At 69.0% G+C, this 13,457-nt stretch carries 7 protein-coding genes; 5 read left to right on the top strand and 2 right to left on the bottom strand.

The genetic code is table 11. The features are described 5' to 3' along the window. Window positions 1-111: 111 nt before the first annotated feature. Both AB0A61_RS38755 and AB0A61_RS38760 read right to left on the bottom strand, forming a co-directional pair. Window positions 112-1,323, bottom strand: a complete 1,212-nt coding sequence (locus tag AB0A61_RS38755) for an IS256 family transposase (RefSeq protein WP_361303663.1) — start codon at window positions 1,321-1,323, stop codon at window positions 112-114. 12 nt (window positions 1,324-1,335) lie between these two features. Next, complete coding sequence (locus tag AB0A61_RS38760; RefSeq protein WP_361303666.1) at window positions 1,336-2,565, bottom strand: IS110 family transposase; 1,230 nt, start codon at window positions 2,563-2,565, stop codon at window positions 1,336-1,338. Window positions 2,566-2,786: 221 nt separating this feature from the next. Between AB0A61_RS38760 and AB0A61_RS38765 the strand changes: the two genes are divergently transcribed. The 5 genes from AB0A61_RS38765 to AB0A61_RS38785 all read left to right on the top strand — a co-directional run bounded on the left by AB0A61_RS38765 (window position 2,787) and on the right by AB0A61_RS38785 (window position 13,364). After that, window positions 2,787-4,361: a zinc-ribbon domain-containing protein gene (locus AB0A61_RS38765; RefSeq protein ID WP_361303669.1), complete on the top strand. Its 1,575-nt coding sequence runs from the start codon at window positions 2,787-2,789 to the stop codon at window positions 4,359-4,361. A gap of 1,575 nt (window positions 4,362-5,936) precedes the next feature. After that, window positions 5,937-7,682, top strand: a complete 1,746-nt coding sequence (locus tag AB0A61_RS38770; RefSeq protein WP_361303671.1) for an ATP-binding protein — start codon at window positions 5,937-5,939, stop codon at window positions 7,680-7,682. 78 nt (window positions 7,683-7,760) lie between these two features. Then, entirely contained in the window at window positions 7,761-8,930 is a 1,170-nt protein-coding gene (locus AB0A61_RS38775) for an exonuclease SbcCD subunit D (protein WP_361303674.1), read from the top strand. A gap of 49 nt (window positions 8,931-8,979) precedes the next feature. Continuing rightward, window positions 8,980-12,333 carry an SMC family ATPase gene (locus AB0A61_RS38780; RefSeq protein ID WP_361303677.1) on the top strand — a complete coding sequence of 1,118 codons (3,354 nt, stop codon included), beginning with the start codon at window positions 8,980-8,982 and terminating at the stop codon, window positions 12,331-12,333. Continuing rightward, the gene (locus AB0A61_RS38785; RefSeq protein WP_361303680.1) at window positions 12,330-13,364 is read left to right on the top strand and encodes a hypothetical protein; all 1,035 of its coding nucleotides are present in this window, start codon (window positions 12,330-12,332) and stop codon (window positions 13,362-13,364) included. Before AB0A61_RS38780 ends, AB0A61_RS38785 begins: the two co-directional genes overlap by 4 nt. Window positions 13,365-13,457: the final 93 nt, after the last annotated feature.

A 13,457-nucleotide genomic window follows, 5' to 3' on the forward strand; every position in this document is an offset into this window, starting at 1 on the left:
CCTCCGGGGCACTCGCAATGGCTTCGACACCATGCGAACTACCAGAGGTCCCGCCCTCTTGACAGGGCGCACACATCCTTAACGCACTGGCGTTGCCGCGGGGTGGTGTAGTCACGGCAGTTGTTTCGGTTCCGGTTGTGGGGTGATCTCGGGTTCGGGTTCGGTTGGCTTGGTGGTGAAGAGCTCGGCCATGGAGGCTTCGGAGAGGTAGCGGCGGTCGAAGACCTGCCACTCGTCGTGGAGTTCGGCCAGGACCGCGGCGGCGAGCCGGTCCAGGGCGGTGGGGTTGGGGAAGACCTGGACGACGTCGGCCCGTCGTTTGATCTCCCGGTTCAGCCGCTCCAGCGGGTTGGTCGACCAGATCTTCTTCCAGTGCGCCGGCGGGAAGTCGGCGAACGCGGTGATGTCGGTTGCGGCCTCCAGCAGCATCGTCTTGACCTGCGGGAACTGCCGTCCGAGCATGTCGGCGACCACGTTCAGCTGGGTGCGCACCTGCTCGCCGGTGGTCTGCGCGAAGATGGTGCGGATGGTGGCGGCGACCATCTCCCCTAAGCCCCTCTCGATCACCGAGAACACGTCCCGGACGAAGTGAACCCGGCACCTTTGCCAGGCCGCGCCGAGGAAAACGGTGCGGATCGCGGCCACCAGACCGCTGTGGCTGTCGGAGATGACCAGCTGGACGTTCTCCAGGCCGCGGGCCCGCAGCGAGCGCAGGAACTTCGTCCAGAACGGCTTCGACTCGCTGTCGCCGACCATCAGCCCGAGGATCTCGCGGTGCCCGGTGACGGAGATCCCGGTGGCGATGACCACGGCCTGCGATGCGATCCGGTGATTCACCCTCGCCTTGCAGTAGGTGGCGTCCAGGAAGACGTAGGGGAAGACGGTGTGGTCCAGCGGCCGCTCCTTGAACGCGGTCAGTTCCTGGTCCAGCTCACCGCAGATGCGGGAGACCTCGGACTTGGAGATCCCGCTGTCCGCACCGAGTGCTTTGACCAGGTCGTCGACCGAGCGGTTCGAGACACCGTGCACGTATGCCTCCATCACCACGGCGAACAACGCCCGGTCGATCCTCCGCCGGCGTTCCAGCAACGACGGGAAGAACGACCCGCTCCGCACCTTCGGGATCTTCAGGTCCAGGTCACCGGCCTGCGTGGTCAGCAGCCTGTCCCGGTGTCCATGGCGCCAGGTCGTGCGCGTCTGGGAGTGCTCACGCGGCGCGGCACCGATCACATCGGTGGCCTCGGCCTCGATCAGCTCCTGCAGGATGCGCTCGCACACCACCCTGATTGCTTCCACTCCATCGGCCCGACGTAGACACCTCACGGCACTAACGTGTCAAGCTGCGGCGGCGAGCGCGGTGGGGAAGGCGGTCTGTTCGTCGAACAGCTCGTGCTCTTGAAGGCAGTGATAGAGCTGGCCGAGCATGCGGTTGAAGAGATTGCGCTGTGCGGCTGCGTGCCAGTCACCATGGTCGTCCCGGCGGCGCCGGTAGTGGGCCTTGGCTCCGGGTGAGGCGGTGATCGCGGAGAACGCCCAGAGGTATCCGGCGTGGTTGAGGCGGTCGTTCTTGATCCAGCGGCGGGTAATGCTCGACTTCTTGCCGGAGGCCCTGGTGATGGGCGATGAGCCTGCGTAGGCCTTCAGGCTGCGGGCGTCGGCGAAGCGTGTGTGATCGTCCCCGATTTCGGCGAGGACCCGGGCACCGAGCTGGACGCCCAGTCCGGGGAAGCTCAGGAGCACCTCGGCGTCCGGGTGCTGGGGGAACGTCTCTTCCACCGCCTTCGCGAGGTCATCGGCGGCGGTGCAGGCCGCCTCCAACTGGACTACGAGGGCGAGCATCTGCTTGCCGAGTGCCTCCTCGACCAGCGGCAGCTGATGGGCGTAGTCGCCGCGGAAGATGTCTCGCAGCCGGTCGGCCTCGGCTTCGATGCCGCGTTTGCGGCCGGCCCGCCTGAGTGCGGCCTGGATCTGGGCTCGGGTCAGCCGCGCGGCCTTGGCAGGCGTCGGTGCGGACTTGAGCAGTTCCCGGGCCTCTGGTCGGCACAGGCCGTTGGCCCAGGTGCCGACGGCGTCCAGGGCTGCGGGGTAGAACTCCCGCAGGAGGGATCGGAGCTGGTTGGCGATCTGCTGCCGGTTCCAGGTGGCGTCCTGCTGGGCGCGCGCCAGGACGGCGATCGCGCGGGCCAGGTCGCTGTCGTCGGGCAGCGGCCGGTGGGCGTGCATATCGGTGCGCAGGATATTCGCGAGCACGAGTGCATCGCCGGGGTCGGACTTCTTGCGCGAGACGGCGTGCCGGTCGCGGTAGCGGGCGGCGGCCATCGGGTTGATCGCGAAGACCTTGCGCGTGCCGGTCCGCAGGACGGCGACCAGCAGGCCGCGGGAGGTCTCGATCGCTACCGGGATGGGATCCTCCTCGCTGTCGCCATGCTCGGCGAGCAGGTCCAGGAGGATCTTGTAGCCGGACACGTCGTCGGTGATGTGCCGCTTGGCGACGAGCTGGCCGGTGTCGTCGACCAGGGCGACGTCGTGTGTCTTCTCGGCCCAGTCGATACCGCAATAGATCAAGGGTGTGCCCTCCCAGTGGAACGGATGCTTGCGCTGGTCACGAGCGCATGCGGAGCCACGCGTCGTACTAATCCCAGGCCTCGACCAGGCGCGGTGGCCATAGTGGTGGACCATCCGCGGTCGGGCGTTGTCAGTGACGGCTGTCAGGATCTGCAGTCATGGGAAAACGGAGAAGCGACAATGAGGTGGCTGCAGTTCGGGCCCGGCTGAGGGATGAGTTCGTGTCCAACCTGTCCAGGCCGGGGACGCCTCTGGCGGATATGCCGCTGTCCTCCACGGACCGGTGCCAGTGGCGCTGCTCCGCAGACGAGTGCGGCCACCAGTGGCCCGCCCAGTTCCGGTTTCGCACCCGTGCCATCAAACCCACCGGGTGCCCTGAGTGCTGGAAGCGTCGCAACCGGGTTCCCGGCCCGGGGGAATCGCTGACCGAAGTGAATGCTGCGCTGGCACGGCAGTTCCGCCGCAACCTCAGCCGGCCTGAGCGGGGGCCGGACACCCTCCTTCCGCATTCCCATGACCTGTGCGAGTGGCAGTGCGGGCAGGGGCATTTCTGGCCGGCGAAGGTCGCCAACCGCACCAACGGGCGTGGCTGCCCGGACTGCACCGGCCACGGCCGGTCCCCGTTCGAGTGCAACGTCGCCATGCTGGTCGAGGCCGCTTCCGGGCTCAGCGTGGAGGTGGACCAACGCGTCCGCCTTCCCGGGCGCAGACAGGACCGCTTCGACCTGTACCTGCCTGAGCCGGCGCCGGGGCTGCTGATCGACCTGGATCCGCAATGGACGCACGACAGGCCAGGAAGCCTGGAGCGTGACACCGCGAAGACGAAGGCGGCCCTCGCCGCCGGACTCGACGTGGAGCGCATCCGCAGCCGCGGCCTGCCCCCTGTGCCCGTGAATGGGCTTTTCCACCATGAGGCAGGGCCGGGCGTGGACCCCGAACAGTGGGCAGAAGCGGTGGGTTTCGCGCTGCGCCGCCGTGGTCTTTCCTGGCGCCAGCTCACACCAGCTGAGGTCACGGCGGCCCTCACCAAGGGGGCGCGGCTGTGGGAGACGGCCGTGGCCGGCCCGGAGGTGTCGGCGGTGGACGTGGCTCCGCACCTTGCGGAGGAATTCGTCGCGAATCTCACCAACCCCGGACGGGCCCCCGAGCGCATGCCGCCCGGCTGTAACGACGTGTGCGCCTGGCGGTGCCGCAAGCCGGAGTGCGGCTACGAATGGGAAGTAGCCCTGTACAGCCGGACCTTGGCCGGGCGCGGCTGCAGCCGCTGCGCCCACGCATGGGTAGGCGCAGCAAACAGCAGACCAGGACCCGGCCAATCGCTCGCCGAGATCAACCCGGCGCTGGCCGACGAACTGATCGAGGTCGTCGGCCATCCAGGCTGGACCGCCTTCGATCTACTGCCGACCTCGAACAGGACCTGTCGGTGGAGGTGCCCCGAACCGCATTGCCGATTCGAGTACCCCGCCCCTCCAAGCCGCCGCTCAGGACAGTCGAGCGGATGCCCCCGATGTGCTCGCCAGCGCAGCACCGCCGGCCGGGTGCGCCCCAAGCCCGGTCAATCCCTGCAGGACATACACCCCGCCCTCGCCGACGAACTGGTCGAGGTCATCGACGAACCGGATCTGACCGCGAAGGACCTCAGGCCCACTTCGGCGAAGGAATGCCGGTGGGCCTGTTCGAAGCCCGGTTGTCAGGGACGGTGGGAAGCCACGCCCGATCAGCGGTCCCGTCGTGGCGGGACCGGCAAACGCTGCCCGGAATGCCACCCACCGCGCAAGAGCCGCACGCGGCCGTGATTTTTCACGGCACCGCAACTTCCCAGCACCGCACCCAGGGCAACCGGCAGGCACGAGATAGAGGCGGCCCACACTGCGGTTCCCGAACTCCGGAGGAAACAGGCGGTTTTGGCTACGGCCGCGGTGGTATGGGCGGAGCCTGAGGAACCCACCCCCCAAAGCCGGCCGTGCTCGTTGCCGAGCTTGGCAGCCTTCGGCGCCGGGTTACTGACGGGCTACTGCTCCTGGGCGGCATCACGCCGCAGCGTGCCGGTGGGGGACCAAACGCATTCCGGTGATCGTGCGATGTAGGAGCGTGACAGTGAAAAGGGCCCCGGACGAGGCATGAGTTTCCGTCGCCGGCCCGGCCGTGGCGGCGCTCTCATGGCAGGCTGGGCTTCTTGCCGACTTGGACCTGGCCCGGTGTCGGTGTGCCACTGACAAAGATCGATTACGCCTGAGTCGTGGTCTTTTGCTTGAGGTGTTCGTAGGGGGTCTGGCCGCCGATGGATTTACGAAAGCCAGTCGCCCTTCCGCAGCCAGGGAGAGCCGCCCTGGTGAAGACGCGACCCACGCTATGACGCTGCATGGCAGCCGACCTGGCAGCCCACGGCACCTGGCTCTCGGAAGGTACACGAGCGATGTCAAAGGACCGCATCAGCCACCGGGCGCCAGTACGCCGGATATGTCCGCGTGTCTCGAGAGGCCGCATACCGGGCTCGTCGCTGCGCATTCAGATCCGGCGGCGAAGGGACGCCGGTCAGCCGCATGCTCGGGTCGCTTCCAGGGGCTGTGCGGGAGGTTGTGGGATGTGTGTGCATGGTGAAGGAATCGTGTGTAGGATGCGCGAGGACCGCGTGCGGGTGGGGGTACTTGAGGCGGTTATTTACCGCCTGTGCCGTCCGTGGTGCGGGCCCCAGCACGCCGGGGGTGTGGGGTGTATCTGGCATCTCTGTGTGCCGAAAACGTCCGGCTCTTCGGCTGCGCACAGCAGAACGAGGGGGTCAGGACGCGCGTCTGTAGGCCGACTTCGGTCCAGCCCCCCACATCGCGGCCGGGGGAAACGACAGCGGTGAGACTGCCTCCCATCGACGCCATCCGCCAGTGCGTGTTGACGCGGATGGACCTTCCGCGACATCACCCGCTGGCGATCAGCGATGCCGCGTCTTCGGCTTACGTGTGGCGGTCCGACGGCGATGGTGCGCACCTGGAAACGAGGGACGTTCGCTGGTGGGCTCTGGCACGCGAGCGGTGGCAAGCCCGAGTGCCGGGGGAGCAGTGTGCGCACGTCGCCCCTGCGCTCGTCAGGACGCGGCAGCCGTGGAGTCTCGGCAATGTGTGGAACTGCCCAGTAGTTTCGGCGTCCCGGCGTACGGTGTCCACCGCCTGCCGCCAGGGCCGCCCCGACGCACAATGAGATAGGCACAAGGACCGCCGATGACCGACACCGACTCCGAGATCCCCGGCGTTGACAGCACGACTTCCGGCCGCGGTTCAGCGCCCCTGACGAGCCGGCTACCGCTTGGAGGCCTGCCCATCAATGGGGATGCCGATCAGGAGGTTGGGAAGGTTGCAGGAACTGAGGACTCCACGCCTTTGAAGTTCCACGTCGCCCTTTCCCCCGACGCGTACCTGCAGCTCGACGACGTGGTCAGTACCCGCCGGAGGATCCCCGGGTACGGCACGGTGGTTACCTCCGGTGTGGTGACCGAGGTGGTCGCCCGCCACGAGGGGGCTGCGTTTGGCTCGGATGTGTTCCTCATCGCCGACGGAATCCTGCCGGCGACCGTGCAGGAGATCGCCGAGGTCACCACCACCCGCGTCGAGCCCGAGTGCTACGTCCCACCACGCCCCGGCGAAGTCGCGATCCGGGCCGCGGGCGCTGACCGGGACGCCGCACTGTACTTCGACAAGATGGACGCGCGGATCCCCGCCGGCATCGGCCGCGACGGCGAACCGATCTATCTCAACCTCGAGTTCCTCGACGGCACCCGCGGCGCCCACGTGTCGATCTCAGGCATCTCAGGAGTCGCGACCAAGACCAGCTTCGCGCTATTCCTGCTGCACTCGCTGTTCACCTCGGGCGCCCTTGGGGCCCGCACGGTCAACGCCAAGGCCCTGATCTTCTCGGTCAAGGGCGAGGACCTGCTGTTCGTCGACCAGCCCAACACCCGCCTCGACGAGACGCTACGCGCCGCATACGCGCGGCTCGGCCTGCCCGCTCGCCCCTTTGCCTCCGCCGGCTTCTACGCTCCGCCGCTGCCTGGTGACACCACAGGACGCCCCCACGTCACCGGCCGGACCAGCGGCGTCACCGCGTTCTGGTGGACACTCGCGGAGTTCTGCCAACGCGAACTGCTCCCGTACGTGTTCGCCGACGTCGAAGACGAGAAGAACCAGTACACGATCGTCGTGCACCAGGTCACCAGCCGGCTGCGCCGCGAGGCCCAGGCCGCAGGGAACGACGGCGCAGTCGCCATTGACGGAACCATCATCCGCACCTGGGCGGACATGATCGACTTCATCTCCGAGAAGGTCACCGACGATGTCACGCGCGTGGACTGGGCGGGCCAGGCGGTGGGCATGGGTACCGTCAACGCATTCGTGCGGCGGCTGCGGTCGTCCCAAAGACCGCTGAGCCCCCTGCTTCGTGGCGACCTGAGCACGGTCACCGAGCGTCCGGTCGCTCACTCCATCGACACCTCGCACCAGCAGGTCACCGTGGTGGACCTGCACAACCTGCCGGAGCGGGCGCAGAGGTTCGTCGTCGGTGTCGTGCTCGCCGCGGAGACCGACCGCAAGGAGCAGGCCGGCCCGGGAGGGCTGCTGTTCACGATGATCGATGAGCTCAACAAGTACGCGCCCCGCGAGGGTTCCTCCCCGATCAAGGACGTCCTGCTCGACATCGCCGAACGCGGCCGCTCGCTCGGCATCATCCTGATCGGCGCCCAGCAGACCGCCTCCGAGGTGGAACGGCGTATCGTGTCGAACTCCTCGATCAAGATCGTCGGTCGGCTCGACCCCGCCGAGGCCGGCCGCCCCGAGTACGGCTTCCTGCCCGCCTCGCAGCGGCAGCGCGCCACCCTCGCCAAACCCGGCACCATGTTCGTCTCCCAGCCCGAGATCCCGGTTCCGCTGGCCGTCGAGTTCCCCTTCCCCGCCTGGGCCACGCGCCTGTCCGAGGTCGCCGACCCCGTCTTCACCACCGGCATCCCGCCCGCCGGCCGGCACGCCGACGGTGTGGCGCGACCGGAGCCGTTCAGCAAGCTGCCGCCAACCGAGAGCGACCCGTGGACGGATGACCCCGACGACGGCGCCATCGACGAGATCCCGCCGTTCTGACGCTCGCCGACCCACCCCCAGCCCACGTCCGACGCGGCACGCTGCTCCGCTGACCCACCCCGAAAAAGGACCGATCCGGTGAAGTTCCTCCACACCTCCGACTGGCACGTCGGCAAGACCCTCAAGGGCCGCAACCGGCTCGAGGAGCAGACCGGCGTACTGCGTGAGATCACCCAGATCGCCGTCGCCCACGACGTCGACGCCGTCCTGATCGCCGGCGACATCTACGAGAACGCCGCGCCGACCGCGGACGCCCAAAGGCTCGTCGTGCGCACCCTGATGGGACTGGCCAAGCGGAACATCGAGGTCATCCTCATCGCCGGCAACCACGACCACGGTGCCACGTTCGAGGCCTACAAGCCGCTGATGGGTGTCGCCGGCATCCATGTCTACGGCCAGGCCCGGCCGGCCACCAAGGGCGGCGTGCACAGCTTCCGCGCCAAGTCCACGAACGAGCACGTCAACGTCGCCGTGCTGCCGTTCCTCTCCCAGCGCTACGCCGTCCGCGCAGCTGAGATCATCGCCAACACCCCGTCGCAGAACGTCGGCGCCTACGACCAGCTCGTGCGTGATGTCCTGGACAACCTGACGGGGACGTTCACCCCGGAGGCCGTCAACATCGTCATGGCGCACCTGACGTGCACCGGCGGTGTCTTCGGCGGCGGCGAGCGGGCCGCCCAATCCATCATGGAGTACCACGTGCCCGCCGCCATCTTCCCTGTGGAGGCCCACTACGTGGCCCTGGGCCACCTGCACCGCCGGCAGCAGATCCCGGCCGCCTGCCCGGTGCACTACAGCGGATCCCCCTACGCCATCGACTTCGGCGAGCAGGACAACACCCACGTGGTCTGCCTCGTCGAAGCCTCCCCCGGCACCCCCGCGAAGATCACCGACATCCCGATCACCACCGGCCGCGGGCTGCGCACCGTCGAGGGGACCGTCGCCCAGCTCACCGCCGCCCGCCCCAACTACGGCGAGGACTACCTCAGGCTCGTGGTCACCCAGCCCGCCTACGCCGGCATGCGCGACGACCTGCTCGAAGCCCTCCCCAACGCTCTCGAGGTCCGGATCCACCCCGATCACGCCAGCACCGGCGCCAAGGCGGGCATCGCCACCGACCAGCCGACCAAGACACCCGCGCAGCTGTTCTCCGACTACTGCCACAGCGTCGGCGTCAGCGACGACCGGGTCCTGGCACTGTTCAACCAGCTGCACGACGACCTGACCCGCTCGACCGCCCGCCCCTGACCCAGCGGCCCAGGCAGCCCCCGACCACCCCGCCAAAGGAACCCCTCAGATGCGTCCCGTCCGCCTGGAGCTCAACGGCTTCGCTGGCTTCCGCGCCCCCACCGTGGTCGACTTCACCGACGCCGACTACTTCGCCCTCGTCGGCCCCACCGGGTCAGGCAAATCCACCATCCTCGACGCACTGACGTTCGCCCTGTACGGCTCGGCCTACCGGTGGGGCCGCAGCAACGCCATCTCCTACGCGCTCGCCCCCACGAGCAACCGCTGCACGGTCTCGCTCACCTTCGACGTCGCATCCCAGCGCTATCAAGTCGCCCGCGAGGTCCGTCGCGTCGGCCAACAGATCCAGCAGAAGGCCGTCAGCCTGGTGAGGTTCGCCGACCCCACTGCGGTTGTCATCGACCCCGACGGGCTACAACCAGAGGTACTGGCCGGGGAGATCGACGAACTCAACACCACCATCGAGCAGTTGCTCGGGCTGTCCTTCGACGACTTCCGCCACTGCGTCGTCCTGCCCCAGGGTGACTTCGCCCGATTCCTGTCCGCGAAGGCCAGCGACCGGCAGCAGATCCTGCTCAAGCTCCTCGGCGCCGCCCAGTACGAAGGCATCGGCAAGCGCGCAGGCGCCCAGGCGGCCGAAGCGGACAAGGAGATCGAGGTCCTCACCGACCAGCTGGACCAGCACGCCGACGCCACCCCGGAAGCCGAGGCCGGCGCGCAGGCACGAGTTGCGGTACTGGAGCAGCTGGCCGCCACCGTCGACCAGCTCGTGCCCCGCATCGCCGAAGCCCACGCCCGCGCCGACGAAGCCGACGCACGCATCGACAAGCTGCGCACCGAGGCCGCCCTGCTCACTCCCATCCGCACTCCGGACGGCATCGAAGAGCTGCAGCGACGCACCGAGGAGGCGCACCAGGCCGTCCAGAAGGCCCGCGACGTCGCCGACGCCGCCGTCCAGACCCTCACAGGCGCCACCGAAGCCGCCCAATCCGGTCCCCAGCGCACCGCCCTGGAGGCCGCGCGCGACCAATACACCCAGCAGGCCGCCTTGGCCGAGCGCCGCGCCACGGTCATCGCGACTGCAGCGCATGCCCAGCAGAAGCTGGCGCAGTGCACGGAGCAGCTGACGGCCTGTGCGGACGCCGTCACCGCAGCCCGCGGCAACATCGAGAAGACCCGCGACCGCCGCGACCGAGCCCAGCAGACGCACACCGCACTTCAGCAACGCCAACAGCTGCTGGCTCCCATCCGGACCCCCGCCGATATCACCGACCTCACTAGCCGAGCAGCGGCACTGGCCCACCAGGTCGACGACGCAGCCAAACGGCTGGCCGCGGCCCGCGACCAGCACGCCCAGGCGGCTTCCGCGCTCACCGCCGCCGGCGACGGCAGCCGCATCACCGAGGCGCGCCAGACACTCGACCAGCTCGTCCAGGCCACCGACTCCCTCGCCGACGCCACTCACGTGCTGGACGACGCCGAAGAGGCAGCCACCCGGGCCAAGAACGCAGCCGCCGACGCACAGTCGCGCCTCGAAACAGCCACGGACGCGTTCGAGAAGGCCCGTACGCTCGCCGGCGCCGCGCTGCTGCGCCCTCAGCTCCTAGTGGGCCACACCTGCCCGGTCTGCGAGCAGAACGTCACCGTCCTGCCGCCCCCACTGTCCGACCCGGCTCTCGCCGCAGCCGAGGCCGCCCGCACCACTGCGGCAGACGAACACCGCAATCTGCTCGCCCGACACCAGGCCGCCACCGCAGCGGCCGCCGCCAAGCAGCGCGACGTGGACGCACTCACCGAACGGCGCACCATGCTCGACGAGCGGCTGGGCACGCTGCTCCCCGATCGTCCCGCCGGAGCCGAACGCGACTGCGACGCCGACCGCGCCCGTCTTGACGAACTCACCTCGGCACGCGACCAGCTGGCCGCCACCGAGCAGCAGGCACGCGCCGCAGTACAGCAGGCCGAGACCGCACACACTTCCACGACGGCCGCCGCCACCACGATGCGAGGGGAACTCGACCGCGCCCGCAGCCACCTCCACACGCGGCTGGGCACATTGGCCGAACTCAACCCGCCCGCCGTCGACACCGACGACCTGACCACTGCCTGGACCGACCTGGAAGCATGGGCCCGCACCCAGACCGCCACGGTGGAAAGCGACCTGTCGACCGCCGCAGCCGAAGCCGCCACCGCCGAGCAGGCCCACCGTGACGCGACCGCCGCGCTGGAAGCCGCCGAGCAAGCGCACACCGCCGCCCACAGCGCCCACACCACCGCCATTCAGGGCGCCACAGCCGCCACCGCCGAGCAGAACACCCTGACCGACCGCCTGAGGGAACTGGAGACGCAGCTGGACCAGGCCCCGCCGGCGGACGCGCTGCCGGACCTGCTCCAGGAATGCACCCGCCTCGAAACGGCCGTAGAGAACGCCACAGCTCAGGTAAGCCAGGCGGGCGAAGCGGTCAAGGCCGCGGAGGCCGAGCTGCAGCAGTGGCAGGCCTGCACCGCGACCGCCCGGTCCGAGCTGACTGCCGCCCGGGACGCGGTGGCGGCACTCGCCCCGCCGAGCCTCGACACCGACGACCTCGCCGCCGCCTGGGCCGCCCTGGCGAGCTGGGCCGCCCGCGAGGCCAGCGACCGGCAGGCCGACACCGTGCAGGCGCAAGCCGATGCCCAGGCCGCAAACGACAAAGCCGAGCAGCTCCTGGACCAACTGGAAGCTCTGCTGCGCGACCACGACCTGGATTCCCACGACCTCGGCGACGGCCCCGGGCGCGCCACCCAGGCACCCCGAATGGTGGCGGTCGCAGCCGAACGAGCCCGGGGGCAGGCGGAGAGGATCCAACGCAGCCTCGCCGCCGCCGCCTCACTGCGGGACAAGATCGATGCCGCCCGCACCCGGCAACGAGTGGCCGCCGAACTGGCCAGGCTCATGCGAGCCAACAAGTTCCCGCAGTGGCTGGCCGACTCAGCCCTCGACACCCTGGTCGCGGGCGCCTCACAGTCACTGCGCCGACTGTCCGGCGACCGGTTCGACCTCAGCCACCGCAAGGGCGAGTTCTACGTCATCGACCACTCCGACGCCGACTCGGAACGCTCCGTTCGCACCCTTTCCGGAGGCGAAACGTTCCAGGCCAGCCTGGCCCTGGCGCTGGCTCTGTCCGACCAGCTGGCCGGCCTGGGGGGCACGACAAAACTGGAGTCCATCTTCCTCGACGAGGGGTTCGGTACGTTGGACCCCGAATCGCTCCAGACAGTCGCCGACACCCTGGAAAACCTCGCCCAAGGCGAGCGGATGGTCGGCGTGATCACCCACGTCACCGGACTCGCCGAACAGGTACCGGTCCAGTACCACGTGCGCCGCGAAGCCGGCACCTCCGTCATCACCCGGGAAGGCGCATGACGAGCACAGCGCATGCGGCCCGGATGCGGTTCCACGTCGACAGCTGGGATCCCACCTACGGCTCCAGCGTCGAGAACGCGGAGATCACCATCGGAGACTCGACCGCCAAGGTCACCCCCGACATCGAACTCGCCCCCGCCGACTGGAAGCCCATCTCACCCTCGCACCTGCCCGACCCAGGCGCAGTCATCTTCGTCGACGGCGTACGCCGCGTCGAAGCCCGCATCTGGATCGAGCAACCCCCAGCCGCCAAGCAGGCCACAGGCGCCATCAACGACGCCCGGCACGCCTCAATGGCACTGTGCGCCTCGTACGCGGCCGGAACCGTGTGCTGCTGCCCCGACCGCGGCGCGCACCTGCTGACCATCGAGTCGCGGCGCGGCCTATTCACCACCGCCACCAACGCCGCCGACGTACCCACCACAGCCGGCACCTACCAGGCCAACATCACCCCCGACGACCAGGAAGAGAACCTCCCAGCGCTGCTCTCGGCGGCGCTGCAACGCCGACTCGCCGATCTCGAGATCCTCGTCGCCGCGAACGCCCGCACCGCCCTGGCCGGCCACGGCGTCGCCGAAAACTCGGACCTGCTGGTCGTGGATGGTCCGCTGCGCGGCCGCACCCATCTGCCACGGGCGCTGGGGTTCATCAAGTCCCACCGCACCGCATATCTGCCGCCAGACCTGCACGCGATGATCGCCACCCTGGCCACCAGCGAACGCAGCCCAGTGTTCTTGATGGGCACCTCATGGGACCGCCACGCCTGGTACCTACGGCTGCCCTGTACGCCCGGCGCCCCCTGGGCCGGAGTAGTGCGACTGGAATGCGCCGCCGACATCCCCACGGCTGAGGCGATCGCATTGGCCAACCTCTCGCAGCTGGTGCTGCCGCGGTACGCCAGCTGCGAGTACAAGGACACCCGGGCCCCGCAAAACCTGGTCCCGGTCGCCGGGCTGGAGAGGGAACTGCGCCGCCGCCTCGGGAACGCTGTCCTGCTCAGCCGGGCCCTCCGCGTGGCAGCGGCGAACTGAGCCGCACTTCCGCATGTTGGCAGGCACTATGCCGCGTCAGGGATACGCCGTTCACTGCACGCAACGGGGTCCCTCAACAGCCCTGGCAAACAA

It is taken from the genome of Streptomyces sp. NPDC046197, assembly GCF_040646295.1.
Classification (GTDB): Bacteria; Actinomycetota; Actinomycetes; order Streptomycetales; family Streptomycetaceae; genus Streptomyces.

Excerpts from the sequence above, each read along its gene's own strand:
- AB0A61_RS38785 (WP_361303680.1), top strand. The coding sequence starts at position 12,330 with ATGACGAGCACAGCGCATGCGGCCCGGATGCGGTTCCACGTCGACAGC.
- AB0A61_RS38780 (WP_361303677.1), top strand. The coding sequence starts at position 8,980 with ATGCGTCCCGTCCGCCTGGAGCTCAACGGCTTCGCTGGCTTCCGCGCC.